The 14,879-nt window shown below is 67.9% G+C and carries 13 protein-coding genes; 8 read left to right on the top strand and 5 right to left on the bottom strand.

What is annotated here, in order from left to right; translation table 11 throughout:
* Positions 1–83: 83 nt before the first annotated feature.
* The 3 genes from H7F35_RS12770 to H7F35_RS12760 all read right to left on the bottom strand — a co-directional run bounded on the left by H7F35_RS12770 (position 84) and on the right by H7F35_RS12760 (position 4,708).
* On the bottom strand, positions 84–1,370 hold the full coding sequence (locus tag H7F35_RS12770) for a cytochrome-c peroxidase (protein WP_187114257.1): 1,287 nt from the start codon (positions 1,368–1,370) through the stop codon (positions 84–86).
* A 71-nt stretch (positions 1,371–1,441) separates the two neighbouring features.
* Positions 1,442–3,013, bottom strand: coding sequence for a metallophosphoesterase (locus H7F35_RS12765; protein WP_261803613.1), 1,572 nt, complete (start codon positions 3,011–3,013; stop codon positions 1,442–1,444).
* 105 nt (positions 3,014–3,118) lie between these two features.
* Positions 3,119–4,708, bottom strand: a complete 1,590-nt coding sequence (locus tag H7F35_RS12760) for a phospholipase D family protein (RefSeq protein WP_187113217.1) — start codon at positions 4,706–4,708, stop codon at positions 3,119–3,121.
* Positions 4,709–4,784: 76 nt separating this feature from the next.
* On the opposite strand from H7F35_RS12760, the gene H7F35_RS12755 reads away from it, so the two are divergent.
* Complete coding sequence (locus tag H7F35_RS12755) at positions 4,785–6,014, top strand: nucleoside recognition domain-containing protein (protein WP_187113216.1); 1,230 nt, start codon at positions 4,785–4,787, stop codon at positions 6,012–6,014.
* Between the two features lie 310 nt (positions 6,015–6,324).
* Here H7F35_RS12755 and H7F35_RS12750 read toward each other — a convergent pair whose 3' ends face one another.
* Positions 6,325–8,331 carry an alkyl/aryl-sulfatase gene (locus H7F35_RS12750; protein WP_187113215.1) on the bottom strand — a complete coding sequence of 669 codons (2,007 nt, stop codon included), beginning with the start codon at positions 8,329–8,331 and terminating at the stop codon, positions 6,325–6,327.
* Between the two features lie 103 nt (positions 8,332–8,434).
* Between H7F35_RS12750 and H7F35_RS12745 the strand changes: the two genes are divergently transcribed.
* From H7F35_RS12745 to H7F35_RS12725, 5 genes are read left to right on the top strand one after another with little or no spacing between them, the layout of a single operon-like run.
* Positions 8,435–9,346 (top strand): LysR family transcriptional regulator, encoded by a 912-nt coding sequence (locus H7F35_RS12745; protein WP_187113214.1) that lies wholly within the window; start codon positions 8,435–8,437, stop codon positions 9,344–9,346.
* 41 nt (positions 9,347–9,387) lie between these two features.
* Positions 9,388–9,897, top strand: a complete 510-nt coding sequence (locus H7F35_RS12740) for a flavin reductase family protein (protein WP_187113213.1) — start codon at positions 9,388–9,390, stop codon at positions 9,895–9,897.
* A 14-nt stretch (positions 9,898–9,911) separates the two neighbouring features.
* On the top strand, positions 9,912–10,391 hold the full coding sequence (locus H7F35_RS12735) for a BON domain-containing protein (RefSeq protein WP_187113212.1): 480 nt from the start codon (positions 9,912–9,914) through the stop codon (positions 10,389–10,391).
* A 22-nt stretch (positions 10,392–10,413) separates the two neighbouring features.
* A complete protein-coding gene (locus H7F35_RS12730) occupies positions 10,414–11,322 on the top strand; it encodes a DMT family transporter (RefSeq protein ID WP_187113211.1) in 909 nt (302 codons plus the stop codon).
* Positions 11,323–11,330: 8 nt separating this feature from the next.
* Positions 11,331–12,260, top strand: a complete 930-nt coding sequence (locus H7F35_RS12725) for a glutaminase (protein ID WP_187113210.1) — start codon at positions 11,331–11,333, stop codon at positions 12,258–12,260.
* A 4-nt stretch (positions 12,261–12,264) separates the two neighbouring features.
* Here the strand turns inward: H7F35_RS12725 and H7F35_RS12720 are convergent, their stop codons facing one another.
* Positions 12,265–13,257, bottom strand: a complete 993-nt coding sequence (locus H7F35_RS12720) for an SDR family oxidoreductase (RefSeq protein WP_187113209.1) — start codon at positions 13,255–13,257, stop codon at positions 12,265–12,267.
* A gap of 95 nt (positions 13,258–13,352) precedes the next feature.
* Between H7F35_RS12720 and H7F35_RS12715 the strand changes: the two genes are divergently transcribed.
* Together H7F35_RS12715 and H7F35_RS12710 are read left to right on the top strand one after the other, a co-directional pair.
* A complete protein-coding gene (locus tag H7F35_RS12715; protein ID WP_187113208.1) occupies positions 13,353–14,300 on the top strand; it encodes a LysR family transcriptional regulator in 948 nt (315 codons plus the stop codon).
* Positions 14,297–14,782, top strand: a complete 486-nt coding sequence (locus H7F35_RS12710; protein ID WP_187113207.1) for a hypothetical protein — start codon at positions 14,297–14,299, stop codon at positions 14,780–14,782. The genes H7F35_RS12715 and H7F35_RS12710 overlap by 4 nt, the downstream gene beginning before the upstream one ends.
* Positions 14,783–14,879: the final 97 nt, after the last annotated feature.

Raw genomic sequence — 14,879 nt, 5'->3', positions numbered from 1 at the left:
CACATCTGAGCCAGAAATGTAACGCGCATTGTGGCATCGGCGATGACAGCCCGCCGCCGCCGTTCCGGGCCGGCTGTGCGCGGCTACTTCCTGGCCGACTTCGGTGCCGCGGTTTCGACGGGCGGCATCGCAGCCACGTAAGGCGCGTCGGTCAGCGTGCGCAGGAAGGCGCTGATCTCGTCGATCTCCTCGTCGCTCAACGCGGCCGGCACGCCCGGGCGCCGGTTCATCGGCGTGGAGTTGACGTTGATGTTCGCGCGGTAGGCGGCCGGCACGTCGTCGAAGGTGCTCTTGCCGTGGTACCACCGGGCCGGGTCGGTCGAGCGCGTGGCATAGAACGCCACCGCTTCGCGCAGCGTGGTGAACACGCCGTTGTGCATGAAGCTCTGGCGCACCGCCACGTTGCGCAGCCCCGGCGTGCGGAAGTAGCCGCACCATTGGTCGGGCTCGGGCCAGCGCAGTTGCGCGGCGGTGCGGCACAGGCCGTTGTCGAAGCGGCGCGGGTTGCGGTTGGCGGGCAGCGACAGGTTGCGCGGCACCGCGATCGCGTCGTAGCCGAAGTCGGTGAAGAGCGAGCGCTCGGGCCGGCTCGCGGTGTCGGACAGCGTGTGGCACGACATGCAGTTGCCCTTGTCCGGGTTCTTGAACAGCGCCAGGCCGCGTGTTTCCTGCGGGCTCAGCGGCGTGCGGTGGCGCAGGTAGTCGTCGAAGCGCGAGCTGAACGGCGCCATCTCGTCGCTCTGCAGGTACGCCTGCAGCGCCAGCCCGATGCCCTTGACCGCGCGCTCAGGGTCGCGCAGCACCTGCGGCCCGAAGGCCAGCGACATCGCGGGCGCCAGGTCGGTGCCACGCAGCTTGCGCAGCAGGCTTTGCGGCGACGTGTTGTTCATCTCGTCGGGGTCGAACAGCGGGCCGCGCGCCTGCTCGGCCAGCGTGTCGGCGCGGCCGTCTGCGAACAGGCCGCCGAAGGGCGACGCGAAAGGTGCGTCGTCGTCCTGGTTGAAGTGCCGCCTGGGCACGTAGCGCACATACAACAGCGACGGCGCGGTGCGGGCGCTGAAGTGGCCGGGGCGGCTGCCCTGCGGCGTGCGCGGCCCGGCCAGCGACGGTGCGTTCAGGGTCGAGGTGAAGGCGCGCAGCGGATCATGGCAACTGGCGCACGACGTGCCTTGCGGCTGCGACAGGCGCGCATCGAAGAAGATCCGCTTGCCCAGCGCGGCGAGCGCCGGGTCGGTCTTGAAGACGGCTTCGGTGGCATCGATGCGCGCGGCGATCTTCGGCGTGGCGCCGATGCGTTCGATCACCAGGCTCGGCGGTCCTCCGGGGTTGATCTGCGCGCTGTTATCGGACGCGGCGATGGCGCCGCCCATCCACCCGGCGCAGGCAGCCAGCAACGCAAGACCGCCGCCGATCAAGCCTCGCTGACGCGCCGAGCCGCCCCTCACGGCGTGAGGAAACCGGTCTTGTCGCAGGCCACGGTGCGACCGGTCTGCGCACAGGTGGCCAGCAGCTTGCCCGCCACGGTGTAGGCCTTGAAGGTCCAGCCCACGCCGGGCGTGGGCTTGCGCTCCATCAGCATGAAACCGAAGCTGTTGTGGTGCGTGATGCGGTCGATCGTCACGCCCGGTGCGGGCGTGGCATCGCTGGGCAACGGGTCGGCCAGCGCCACGTCGAGGTTGTCGCCGCCGTTGCCGGTCACGATGGTGGCCGGATGGTCGGACGAGAAGTTCAGCGCCTGGAAGTCATGCACATGGCCGTGCAGGGCCACCTGCACGCCGGCCGGGTAATAGGCCTTGGCGTTGAGGCTGCTCATCACCGACTGCAGCGCGAGATTGCCCGGCGCCGGCTTCTGGCCCGCGATCGGCGCGAACGCCAGGATCGGGTGGTGGTTGGTGAACATCGTGGTGGTCATGCCGGGCTTGGCGGCCATCGCCGTCACGGCCTGGAACTGCTTCTGGTAGGCGATGAACTGCGGGTCGTCCGTCTTCAGCGCCGAAGCGCCCGCCTTCGCCGAGTCGAACACGATGAGCTGCGAGCCGGTGCCGAGCGCGACGGCGTACGGGTCGGCGTAGTTGCCGACGGCATCGTTGGCCGGGTCGTTGCACGAACTCTTGTCGGCGTACGGGCGCGTCTCGAGGAAGCGGGCCCAGCCTTGGCCGGCGCGCGCGCATTCTTCGTGGTTGCCGCGCACCACGATCCATGGCGCCTTGGCCAGCAGCGGTGCAGCGGGCGCGAAGAAGTCGGCCTGCCAGGTGTCCCAGCCATAGCCCCACGGGCTGTCCTTGCAGCCGGCGATGTCGCTCGGACAAGCGTTCTCGCGGTAGTGGTAGTCGCCGATGTGCAGCACGAGGTCGGGGTTGAAGCCCGCGCCCGTGGCAGCGATGGATGCGAAAGGCCATGCGGTGGTGTCGTTGCAGGGCTGGAAGGCACTGCCGGCTTTCTTGATGCGGCAGCCGGTGTCGGCCAGCACCAGCACGCGCTGCGGCTCGGCCTTGGGCAAGGGAAGCGTGCGGCTGCCGATGGCGGCCTGCTGCGCGTCGGCCGGCAGGGTCGCTTCGCAGGTCGACACCGGGAACGCGGAGGGCTTCGAGTCGACCGGGTCGCTGGCCGTGGTGCGCAGCGCCATCGTGCTGGCGCCGATGCGCAGGGTCATGCGGGTCGTGTTGCCATCCACCGTCAGTTGAGGGCACGCGGCATTGGCGTTGGCCGTCGTGGCGGACGCCGGTGCGGTGTAGCTGGTGATCGCGCGCGCGAGCGCGGCGTTGTTGCCGCCGATCTCGACCCAGGTGGCCTGCAGGTTGGCGTCGGCGCTGGCGGCATCCGGTTCAGGCGCCGGAGGCACCGGCGGCGTGACGGCAGCGGGCGGCGGCGGAATGATCGGCAAGCTATTGCTGCTGCCGCCGCCGTTGCAACCCTGCAGGAGCACGGCAGCCGCCAGTCCTGTGAGTGCGGCGAGCGAGCGCAGGCGCCGCGAGCCGGACAAGGCCCGCGGCAGGGTGAACACGGCGTGCATATCGGAAATCCCTCTGGTTGTTGTGCGTGGTGGGACGCCGAAATCTAGAGGGGCAATGTGCAAGCCTGATTACAGGCCTTGCCGCGCGAGCCATCGCGCGGCGGACTACAGCAGCTCTTCGCCCACGATGGGCAGCAGCAGCCAGTTCTTGAAGCGCAGCCACAGGAACTCGCCGGGCTCGTCCTCATGCACGATGTCGCCGCCGGCATCGTCGTACTCCAGCCACTGCACGCGCCGGCCGTCGGGCCCCAGGCGCAGCCGGTAGCCCAGGTTGATGCGGTCGCCGCTCATGAGCTTGTCGTAGTCCTGCACCAGCTCCGGGCTGTCGATGACCAGGCCCATCTCGGTGTTGACGGCGGCCGAGCGGTGGTCGAGGTTCATCGAGCCGACGAAGAAACGCTCGTCATCGATGATCGCGAGCTTGGCGTGCAGCCGGCTGATCGACTTGCCGAAATCGCCGAAGCGCCCCGAGCGCCCGCTGAGCGTGGGCGCGATCTCGTAGATGGTGACGCCGATCTTCAGCATGTCGGCGCGGTAGCGTTCGTAGCCCGCATAGGCCAAAGGCTCGTCGGTGGCGCCCAGCGAATTGGTGATGACCGTGATGCGCCCGCCGCTCGCAATGGCCTTCTTCATCATCGCCATGCCGTGCGCGCCCGGAATGAAATACGGCGAGCCGATCTTGACCTCGCGCTTGGCCGAGTTGATGACGCTCAGCGCGCCTTCGGTCACGCTGCCTTCATAGGCCGCATCGGGCTTGCGCGTGATCTTCTCGGGGTCGTCCACGAACAGCGTGGCCGGGGCCCAGTAGCGCTCGACATTGCCGCTGATGAGCTGCTGCCCCACCGGCGGCTTGTTGAGCACGTCGCGCTGGTGCATGGGCACGTCGGGCACGGCGGTGCGCGCGATGGCGTCGAAGCGCTTTTGCGCCTCGTCCACCGGCATGCGCAGCGGCGCGATGGTCTCGATGGGGCGCACGTGCTCGCTGTTCCAGTAGCGGTCGAAGCCTTCGGACATCTGGCGCACGACCGGCCCGCTGGAGAGCACGTCCATGTCGATGAAGTTCGCCGCCGTGCTGCGCATGAAGTACTCGTTGGCGATGTTGCGCCCACCCGAAACCGCAAAGCTGTTGTCGGCCACCAGCAGCTTGTTGTGCATGCGGTGGTTGATGCGGCCGAAGTCGGTCAGCGAGAACAACAGCCGCGCCGACAGCGAATTGGCGCGCGAGGGCAGCGGGTTGAACAACCGCACCTCGATGTTCGGAAAGGCCGACAGCGTGCTGAACACTTCGTCTTCGCCGGACGTGTAGAGGTCGTCCACCAGCAGGCGCACCCGCACGCCGCGCGCGGCGGCCTCGCGCAGCTCCTTGAGGAACAGCAGGCCGACGTCGTCCTTCTGGATCAGGTAGTACTGCACATCGAGCGATTTCTCGGCATGCCGCGCCAGCGAGATGCGGGCGTCGAAGGCAAAGGCCGCCTCGGGCAGCAGCCGGAAGCCCGACAACGCCGTGGAGCCGCCCGGCGTGCCCTTGACGGCCAGCTGGCCCAGTTCGGTGTTCCCCACGTCGGTGATGGCCGTGACCACCGGGCGCGGCTGCGGCGGCGGCAGGCTCACGCATCCGGCCAGCCAGAAAGCGGCTGTGCCCAGGAGTGCCAGGGTGGCGAGTCTGCGGACGATGGAAGCGGCGGAAACGGCCATGGGCCGCACTGTAGCTCGCGCCGGCCCGACAGGATGAGCGCCCTATGATCGGCCCGCACAAAAAAGGAAAAGAAACGTGCTCAACGGCTTGTGGCTGGGTTTCTTCGGGATGGCGGCGCTCGCGGCGCTGGGGCGATGGCTGATCGGCGGCGACGCGACCGTGTTCGCGGCGCTGGTGGAAAGCCTGTTCGCGATGGCGCGGCTGGCGGTCGAGGTGATGGTGTTGCTGTTCGGCACGCTGACGCTGTGGCTGGGTTTCCTGCGCATCGCCGAGGCGGCCGGGCTGGTCGGCTGGCTGGCGCGGCTGCTCGGGCCCTTGTTCCGGCGCCTCATGCCGGGCGTGCCGGCGGGCCATCCGGCGCTCGGGCTCATCACCATGAACTTCGCGGCCAATGCGCTGGGGCTGGACAACGCAGCCACGCCCATCGGCCTGAAGGCGATGCGCGAGCTGCAGCGGCTGAACCCCGACCCGGTCACCGCGACCAACGCGCAGATCCTGTTCCTGGTGCTGAATGCTTCGTCGCTGACGCTGCTGCCCGTGACCATCTTCATGTACCGCGCGCAGCAGGGCGCACACGACCCGACGCTGGTGTTCCTGCCGATCCTGCTGGCCACCAGCGCATCGACGCTGGTCGGACTGCTCTCGGTGGCGTTCATGCAGCGCCTGCGGCTGTGGGACCCGGTGGTGCTGGCCTACCTGATTCCCGGCGCGCTGCTGCTGGGGGGCTTCATGGCGTTGCTGGGCACGCTGTCGACGGTGGCCATCGCGTCGCTGTCGTCGCTGCTGGGCAACCTCACGCTGTTCGGCGTGATCATCCTGTTCCTGCTGGCCGGTGCGATCCGGCGCATCAAGGTCTACGAGTGCTTCATCGAGGGCGCGAAAGAGGGCTTCGACATCGCGAAGAACCTCCTGCCCTACCTGGTCGCAATGCTGTGCGCGGTCGGCGTGCTGCGCGCCTCAGGCGCGCTCGACTTCGCGCTCGACGGCCTGCGGTGGCTGGTGCAGGCGGGTGGCTTCGACGCGCGCTTTGTGGACGCTATGCCCACCGCGCTGGTCAAGCCCTTCTCGGGCAGTGCGGCGCGCGCCATGCTGATCGAGACCATGAAGAGCCAGGGCGTCGACAGCTTCCCTGCACTGGTGGCAGCCACCATCCAGGGCAGCACCGAGACCACCTTCTACGTGCTGGCTGTGTACTTCGGTGCTGTCGGCATTCAGCGCGCGCGGCATGCGGTGGCTTGTGCGCTGCTGGCTGAACTGGCCGGGGTTGTCGCGGCCATTACTGTCTGCTACTGGTTCTTTGGGTAAGTCGTTGCGCTTTTGGCGCTGTTGTTCTTCGGGGCGAGTGCGAATGACACCGGGTGCTCCCCTCCGCGAATGTCCCCCGCTTCGCTCCTCCTTTATTTCGCTGCGGGGAGCACCCGGCGTCATTCGCACAGGGGCACGCTGCTGGTGTGCAGCCGGTCAACGACTGCTCTGTCCAACGCTCGCGCCGATACGGGGCTCTTTTTCGCGAAATAAAGGAGGAGCGAAGCGGGGGACATTCGCGAAAAAGAGCACCGTGTCGGCGTGAGTGTCGCCCTGAAGAACAGCGCCAACAGCCACCAACCGAGTCCGCCTACTGCCGAGGCTCGACAACCGGAAACATCAGATCGAAGTTGTCCAGCATCCCAAGCAACTCGCCAAGCTTGGCCCGATTGCCATCGATCTTCACCAACCCAGACTGCATCGCCTCGGGAAAGGTCGTCTGCTTCAGCGTGATCGCGTCCAGCGTCGCACGGCTCAGCGTGACGGTGGCGTCCGCACCGGCCACCTGCAGGTCCTTCAAGTGCGTGAGCGCCGAGTTCTCCAGCGTCAGCACGAACTTCTGGTTCGAGTCGGTGAAGTTCCAGTTGATCACCATCGTCTTGCCCTCCGCCTTGGCCGCGTTCAACCGCACGCCGAGGAAGTCGAAGAACAACTCGTTGCTCACCGCTTTGAGCGTGTCGCCATTCGAGCTGCTGCCACCCGGAATCTTCGGCACACCGTTGCGCAGCTCCATCGCGCCCACCAGGTAGGCGCTGCGCCAAGTCCCGGCCTCCGACTGGTAGCCCATCTGCTCGAGCGCATCGGCACCGAGTTCGCGCGCCGCACGGTTGGCCGGGTCGGCATAGACCACCTGGCTCATCGCACTCGCCACCCAGCGGTATTCGCCCTTCTTGAAATCTTCACGAGCCCGCGCGACCACCGCGTCGGCGCCGCCCATGTACTCGACCGTCTTCTTCGCATTCGCGACCGGCGGCAGCGGGTTCAGGTTCGCGGGGTTGGCGTCGTACCAGCCCAGGTACTTCTGGTAGACCGCCTTGGCGTTGTGGCTCAGCGTGCCGTAGTAGCCACGCGCCGACCACTCCTGCGCCAGGCTCGCGGGCATGCGCAGCGTCTCGGCGATGTCGGCCGGGGTGTAGCCCTCGTTGAGCAGGCGCAGCGACTGGTCGTTGATGAACTTGTACATGTCGCGCTGCTTCTTCATCAGGTCGACGATGCGCTCGCGCCCCGTGGTCGGCCAGTGGTGCTGCGCGATCAGCACGTCGGTCTTGTCGCCGAAGGCCACGCGCGCCTCGTCGATGTACCGGGCCCACAGGTTGCCGTCGCGCACCTCGGCGCCACGGATCGTGTAGAGGTTGTGCATGTTGTGCGTCACGTCCTCCGCCATGTTGAGCACGCGGAACTGCGGCAGGTACATGAGCATTTCCGCTGGCGCCTCGGAGCCCGGCACCAGTTGGAACACGATCTCCACGCCGTCGATGGTGCGACGCTCGGTGGTCTTGTCGATGGTCGAGGTGGGCGCGATCAGCGTGATGCTGCCGCGCGCGAGCGCCTTGCCCAGCCCGGTGTCGACCTGCCCGCGCACGCCCGGCGGCAGCAGCGAACCGAACTGGTACTGCGAGCGGCGGTTCATCGCGTTGCCCGCGAGGATGTTCTCGGCCACCGCCGTTTCCATGAAGGCCACGGGCGCGATCACCTGCACCTTGCCGGCCGCCACGTCGGCTTCAGTGGTCACGCCCTTCACGCCGCCGAAATGGTCGGCATGGCCGTGCGAGTAGATCACCGTGCCGACCGGCTTCTTCGGCCGGTGCTGGTAGTACAGATCGAGCGCGGCGCGCGCGGTCTCGGCGGTGAGCAGCGGGTCGATGACGATGAGCGAGTTGTCGCCTTCGACGATGGTCATGTTCGCAAGGTCGAAGCCGCGCACCTGGTACACGCGGTCGGTCACCTTGAACAGGCCGTGAATGGCATTGAGCTGGGCCTGGCGCCACAGGCTCGGATTGACCGTGTCGGCCGGCTCGTTCGCCTTCAGGAAGTCGTAGGGCTTCATCGTCCACACGGGGCGCGGGCCGGCGCCGGTCACCAGCGCGTCGGGCACGGTGCCGATGAAGCCGCGCATGGCGTCCTCGAAGTCCTGGCGGTTGGCAAAGGGCAGCGTCTTCGCGAGATCGGCGTTGGCTTTCAGCGTCGCGGGCTCGGGGGGCTTGGGCGCAATCTGCGCAGCGGCGGAGGCGGCCCCCAGCGCGCAGGCCACGGCGAATGCCACGGCACCAAGGGAAAGAGCGCCAGCCGGCGCGCGGGTCGAACGGTCACGGATCATCGATGGGGCCTGTCTGCGGTTGAGCGGAGAAGATTCATTCTCCGAAGCACAGGAACCATTGGCAAATGCAAAATATGACGTTCCTTTTTAACTAAAACGCAAAATGCAGCTGCGTCAGCTCCAGCACCTCCTGGCTCTTGCCGAGCAGGGCAGCTTCGGTCGCGCGGCGCAGGCGGTGCACCTGTCGCAACCCGCGCTCTCGCGCAGCATCGACAACCTCGAAGAAGGCTTGCAGGCGCGCCTGATCGACCGCGCCTACGGCACGGTGCGCTTCACGCAGGCCGGCGAACTGGTGCTGGCCCGCGCCCGCGAACTGCTGGCCGATGCGCAGCAGATCGAGCGCGACGTGCTGCAGCTCGAAGGCCTGGCCATCGGCAGCCTCAACGTGGGGCTGGGCCCATTCGCTGCCGGCATGCTGGGGCGCGTGGCCCTGTCGCTCATGACCCAGCGCCACCCCCAACTGCTGATGCGCATGGAAGTGGCCGACACCACCACGCTGTGCGAGCGCCTGCACCGGCGCCAGCTCGACCTGTTCATTGCCGACACACGCGACCTGAAGAAGCCGCCCGGCCTGAAGCTGGTGCGGCTGCCCAACGTGCCGGTCTCGTTCTTCGTGCAGCCGAAGCACCCGCTGCGCAGGCTGAAGCAGGTGACGCTCGAAAAAGCCATGGACTACCCCGTGGCCGGCCCCAACCTGCCGGCAGAGGTGGCGGCGCATTTCGACCGACAGATCAAGCGCACCGACCGCGGCGTCTTCAACGTGGTCTGCGACGACCCCGGCACCCTGCGGCATCTGGCGCTGAACGCCAACGCGGTGATCCTCGCGCCCAACGCGCCCGCCCTGAACCCCGAGACCGAGTCGCTCGTGCCCCTGCCGATCGCCGGCCTGACACGCATGCAAACGCACTACAGCCTCGTCACGCTGGCGGGGCGCACGCCCTCGGCCGCCGCCACCGTCTATACCCGCCTCGTGACAGAGTTGATGGACCCGGCCCAGCAGGGCGCCGGGCGCTGAGCCAAAATGGTCCTCCTGCCTTCCACCGCCCAGCACTTTCCGTGACCACTCCCCGCCGGGCCCAGCCGCCCACTTTTTCGCCCGACGAGTTTCGCGAAGCGCTCGGCATGTTCGCCACCGGCGTGACCATCGTCACCGCGCGCGCGGCCGACGGCACGCTGGTCGGCCTGACGGCCAACTCTTTCAATTCGGTGTCGCTCGCGCCGCCGCTGGTGCTGTGGAGCCTGGCGCGCGCGGCCGCCTCGATGGCCGCGCTGAGCACGGGCTCGCACTACACCGTCAACATCCTGGCCGCCAACCAGAAGGCGCTGGCCACGCGCTTCGCCACCAAGGACATCGACCGCTGGGCCGAGGTCGAGTTCACCGAGGGGCTGGGCGGCGCGCCGGTCCTGGTGGGCGCCGCGGCCAGCTTCGAGTGCTTCAACCGCAGCCGCTACGACGAAGGCGACCATGTGATCTTCGTCGGCGAGGTCGAGCGCTGCACGCGCGACGCCGGTGCCTCGCCGCTGCTGTTTCACGGCGGACGCTTCTACACGGAACATCCCTTGTGAGGCCGCCGGCGCTCATGTCCGTCCTGCTGCTTGCCGCGCAGACCGTCATGGCGCAGGAGGCGTCGGCCCCGCTCAAGCAGAACTGGTTCGACGATCCGTTCTTCCCCGTGTCCTCGGGCCTGCCCGCATGCCCGATGCCCGAGGGGCCGTTCTATACCGCCGAGGAACGGCGCATCCAGATCCACTCGCGGCTGGAGCGCGGCACCAGTTGCTGGCTCGCCGGCAAGTGCACCGACAGCAACGCCTACCGCTACGACAAGCCGCTCGCGCCGAAAGTGCGCGCCGCCCTGCTGGCCGTGCCGGGCGTGAACAAGGGCAGCGTGTGGGTGATGGTGCAGCGCCGCTGGGTCTACCTGCAGGGCTGCGTGCCCAACGCTGCACTGGCAAAGAAGCTCGAACGCGCCGCGCGCGCCCTGCCCGACGTCGAGGCCGTGGTGCCCGACCTGATGGTCGGCACGCGCGGCAAGCCGCCATATCCACTGGCCGGCAAATAGGCCCCCGACAACAACAAGACGAATGATCCAGCGCAAGACTCACCTCGACTCCCTCGCCATCGGCCTGCTCATTGCCTGTTGCGCGTTCTGGGGCCTCCAGCAGATCCTCATCAAGACCACCGTGACCGAAGTGCCGCCGCTGTGGCAGGCCTCGATCCGCATGGTCGGCGCGGTCGTGCTGCTGTGGCTGTGGTGCATTTGGCGCCGCGTGCCGCTGTTCGAGCGCGACGGCACGCTGTGGCCCGGCCTGCTCGCGGGCCTGCTGTTCTCTGGCGAGTTCGCCGGCATCTACCTGGGCCTGCAGAACACCAGCGCCTCGCGGCTCACCGTATTCCTGTACACCGCGCCCTTCTGGGTGTCGCTGCTGCTGCCGCGCTGGGTGCCGGCCGAGCGCCTGCGCGGCTTCCAGTGGCTGGGCCTGTTCATCGCCTTCGCGGGCGTCGTGCTGGCCTTCAGCGAAGGCTTCGGCCACATGAGTTCGACACAACTGATCGGTGACGCGATGGGCCTGGCGGCCGGCATGCTCTGGGGCCTGACCACGCTGACGCTGCGCACCACGAAGCTGGCCACGGCCAGCGCCGAGAAGACGCTGTTCTACCAAGTTGCGGTGACGGCGGCGGTGTGCCCCGTGCTGTCGCTGGTGCTGGGCGAGCACTGGCGTTTTTCGTACTCGACCTGGGCCTGGACCTCCATCGGCCTGCAGACGGTGATCGGCGCTTTCGCGAGCTACCTCACCTGGATGTGGCTGCTGCGGCACTACCCGGCCACGCAGATGTCGTCCTTCACCTTTCTCACGCCACTGTTCGCGCTGGTGTTCGGCGTGGTGCTGCTCAGCGAGCCGCTCACGGCGCAACTGATCGTGGCGCTGATCGGCGTGGCGCTGGGCATCGTGCTGGTCAACCGGCGCCCTGCCGCGCAACGCACTGCATGAGCCAGAAGATGAAATTCCAACCCATCCTCGACGAGATCGTCGCCACCCTGCGCCCGCAACTCGGCCAGGGCGGCACCGTGGCCAGCTACATCCCGGCGCTGGCGCGCGTCGATGCGCGGCAGTTCGGCATCGCGCTGCGCACCTGCGACGGCGAGGAAGCCGGCGCGGGCGATTTCGAAACGCCCTTCTCGATCCAGAGCGTGTCGAAGCTCTTCACGCTCACGCTCGCGATGCAGCGCATGGGCGATGCGTTGTGGGAGCGCATCGGGCGCGAGCCCTCGGGCAATCCGTTCAACTCGCTGGTGCAGCTTGAAAACGAACAGGGCAAGCCGCGCAACCCCTTCATCAATGCCGGCGCCATCGCGGTGGCCGACCGGCTCGTGAGCCAGGCGCTGGCCGCCGGCGGCAGCGCCAAGGCCGACATCCTCGCGCTGATGCGCAGCCTGTGCGGCGAGCCCATCGGCTTCGACGACGAAGTGGCCCAATCGGAAGCCGACACCGGCTTTCGCAACTTCGCGCTGGCCAACTTCATGAAGAGCTTCGGCAAGCTCGACAACGACGTCGCCACGGTGCTCGACGTCTATTTCCACCAGTGCGCGCTGCGCATGAGCTGCCGCCAGCTCGCACGCGCCGCCGCCTTCCTGTGCCGCGATGGCGCACACCCCATCGACGGCGAACCCGAGATTACCGGCGAGCGGCAGACCCGGCGCATCAATTCGCTGATGCTGACCTGCGGCACCTACGACGCGGCCGGCGACGTGGCTTTTTCCATCGGCCTGCCCTGCAAGAGCGGCGTGGGCGGCGGCATCGTGGCCGTGGTGCCCGACAAGCTCACGCTGTGCGTGTGGTCGCCGGCCCTCGACGCGACCGGCAATTCGCTGCTGGGCATGAAGGCGCTCGAACTGTTCGTCGCACGCACCGGCCTGTCGGTGTTCTGAGCCTTCAGGCCGCCACGGCCGCTGGCGCGACGTTGAGGCTGCCCATGCCATCGAGCGCGGCTTCCACGGCCTCTTCGAGCGGCGTGTGCGGCTCGCGCCCGAGGAAGGCCACCAGCTTCGCGTTGTCCATCTGCACCGGTGTCTGCCACAGGTAGCGCATCTCGCGCATTTCGCGGAAAGTGGTGACGAAGGGCGAGGCCAGCGTCAACAACCACCACGGAAAGGCCGACACGCGTGGTACGGCGGCACCCGTGCGGCGCGCCACCACCTTGCGGATCGCACCGCTCATGCGCGTGCCATCGACATCCCAATGGCCGGCCATGTGAAAGCGCGCGAAGGGCTCCAGCCGGTCGCGGCGCGCCAGCAGCTCGACCATGGTGCGGGCCACGTCCGGCAGGTAAGACCACTGGTGGCCCATGCCGGGCCGGCCGGGATAGCTCACGGCCTTGACCGGTTGCCCCACCTTCAACAGCCCCTGCGAGAACCAGTTGTTGCCCGGCTTCGGGCCGAAGAAGTCGCCGGCACGCACGATCAGCACGCGGACCCCGCCTTCGCGGCTGGCGTCTTCGAGGCGCTTTTCCATCTCGACCCGGATCGCGCCCTTGCGGGTGACCGGGTGCTGCGGCGAATCTTCCTTCAGCAGCGGAAACGCATCGGGGCCGAAGTTGTAGACCGTGCCCGGCAGCACGATGGTCGCACCCTCGGCCTTGGCAGCGGCAATGGTGTTGTCGAGCATCGGCAGCACCAGTTGCGCCCAGCCCCGGTAGCCGGGCGGGTTGACCGCATGCACGATGACCGAGCAGCCCTTGGCGGCCTGCCGCACGGCCTGCGCGTCCATCGCGTCGCCGGCGAACCAGGTAATGCCGTCCCTTTTCCCCTCGGCGGCGCCGCGCTTGAGCGCCCGCACCTCCCAGCCTGCGTCGCACAGTTGGCGAGCCACCTCGCCGCCGATGCCACCCGTGGCGCCCAGAACCAGAACCGTGTCGTTGCTTGCCATGAAATGCTCCAGAACAGTTGTCGATGGGTGAATTCTGGATTCGGGCGGGTTGGATTGGAATTGCCGAATATGAGCCAGCAGCTATACATTTGTGTATGACTCCGAACATCGGCTGGGAGCTGTACCGCTCCTTCCTCAGCGTGCTGCGCGAGGGTTCTCTTTCAGGCGCGGCGCGCGCGCTGGGCATCACGCAGCCCACGGCCGGACGCCACGTGGCTGCGCTCGAAGAAGCGCTGGGCGTGGTGCTCTTCACGCGCTCGCAGGTCGGGCTGCTGCCCACCGACATCGCGCTGGCGCTGCGCACCCATGCCGAGGCGATGGAAAGCACCGCCGCGTCGCTGGCGCGCGCGGCCACCAGCCAGGGCGAAGGCGTGCGCGGCGTGGTGCGGGTGTCGGCCAGCGAGGTCATCAGCGTCGAGGTGCTGCCGCCCATCGTCGCGCGGCTGCGCGAGGCGCATCCGGCGCTGAAAGTGGAGCTGGTCGCAACCAACCGCGTGCAGGACCTGCTGCGGCGCGAGGCCGACATCGCCGTGCGCATGGTGCGCCCCAGGCAGGAGCAGCTGGTGGCGCGCCGCATCGGGCAGATCGAGCTGGGCTTTCATGCGCACCGCGACTACCTTGCGCGCCACGGCACGCCCCGGAAGCTCGAAGAGCTGTCAAGCCATGCGGTCATCGGCTACGACCAGCCCTCTGCCTTCGTGCGCAACGCAGGCAAGGCATTGAAGGGCATCGGCCGCGATACTTTTTCGCTGCGCACCGACAGCGACCTGACGCAACTGGCGTTGATCCGCGCCGGCGCGGGCGTCGGCATCTGCCAGGTCGGGCTGGCCCGGCGCGGCGACACGCTGGTGCGCCTGATGCCGCGCACCTTCTCGATGAAGCTCGAAACCTGGATCACGATGCATGAAGACCTGCGCAACAGCCCGCGCTGCCGCGTGGCCTTCGATGCGCTGGTCGAAGGATTGCAACAGTACGTGGGCGCGGCGGAACCGGGCAAGGCAGAGGGGAAAATAGCCCGCGCACGAACCCCAACACCCGAATGACAGACTCAGCAGACACCCTCCCCCTCCAGGAACCCCGCCTCTGGCGCGACGAACTCTGGACCGCCCGCGTCATCAAGAACGAGGAAGACGACGGCTGGGCCGTGGAGATGACCCGCCTGGGCGACCCCGAGCCCGCGCTCATCGGTCCCTGGACCATGGGCCGCGACAAGAAGAACCCCAAGCCGCTCGACGGCCCCGCCTTCTCGACGCTGGTGAAGACCGCTGCCGAAGTCATCCGCCGCCACGAGCAGCAACTGCACGCCACGCTCAACAAGAGCGTGACCGTCACCGCGCGCGACGACCGGCGCATCCGCGTGTCGCTGTCCATCGTGCCCGACGAGGACAACCCCTCCGCCACGCTCAGCGCGCACGACGATGACGACGACTCGGAACTGGCCAGCGTCAGCGTCTCACCCGCCTTCAAGCTCACGGCATCCAGCGCCACGGCCTGGATCGAGGCCGACTTCGCGCGGCCCCGTTGATCGCCCGTTGATCGCATCCCCCGGAGACATTGCGCGCGAATAACACACGCCCTGCGGTTTCGCCAATTAGCGAAAAAGCGTATGTTCATGCCGGGGT

Source organism: Variovorax sp. PAMC26660, assembly GCF_014302995.1.
GTDB lineage: Bacteria > Pseudomonadota > Gammaproteobacteria > Burkholderiales > Burkholderiaceae_C > Variovorax.
This window is presented reverse-complemented; position numbering and strand designations above follow the sequence as displayed.

Bases quoted from the DNA above. Each gene is read 5' to 3' on its own strand.
- H7F35_RS12770 (WP_187114257.1), bottom strand. From the start codon at position 1,370: ATGGGCGGCGCCATCGCCGCGTCCGATAACAGCGCGCAGATCAACCCC.
- H7F35_RS12765 (WP_261803613.1), bottom strand. From the start codon at position 3,013: ATGCACGCCGTGTTCACCCTGCCGCGGGCCTTGTCCGGCTCGCGGCGC.
- H7F35_RS12760 (WP_187113217.1), bottom strand. From the start codon at position 4,708: ATGGCCGTTTCCGCCGCTTCCATCGTCCGCAGACTCGCCACCCTGGCA.
- H7F35_RS12750 (WP_187113215.1), bottom strand. From the start codon at position 8,331: ATGATCCGTGACCGTTCGACCCGCGCGCCGGCTGGCGCTCTTTCCCTT.
- H7F35_RS12745 (WP_187113214.1), top strand. From the start codon at position 8,435: ATGCAGCTGCGTCAGCTCCAGCACCTCCTGGCTCTTGCCGAGCAGGGC.
- H7F35_RS12735 (WP_187113212.1), top strand. From the start codon at position 9,912: ATGTCCGTCCTGCTGCTTGCCGCGCAGACCGTCATGGCGCAGGAGGCG.
- H7F35_RS12730 (WP_187113211.1), top strand. From the start codon at position 10,414: ATGATCCAGCGCAAGACTCACCTCGACTCCCTCGCCATCGGCCTGCTC.
- H7F35_RS12725 (WP_187113210.1), top strand. From the start codon at position 11,331: ATGAAATTCCAACCCATCCTCGACGAGATCGTCGCCACCCTGCGCCCG.
- H7F35_RS12720 (WP_187113209.1), bottom strand. From the start codon at position 13,257: ATGGCAAGCAACGACACGGTTCTGGTTCTGGGCGCCACGGGTGGCATC.
- H7F35_RS12715 (WP_187113208.1), top strand. From the start codon at position 13,353: ATGACTCCGAACATCGGCTGGGAGCTGTACCGCTCCTTCCTCAGCGTG.
- H7F35_RS12710 (WP_187113207.1), top strand. From the start codon at position 14,297: ATGACAGACTCAGCAGACACCCTCCCCCTCCAGGAACCCCGCCTCTGG.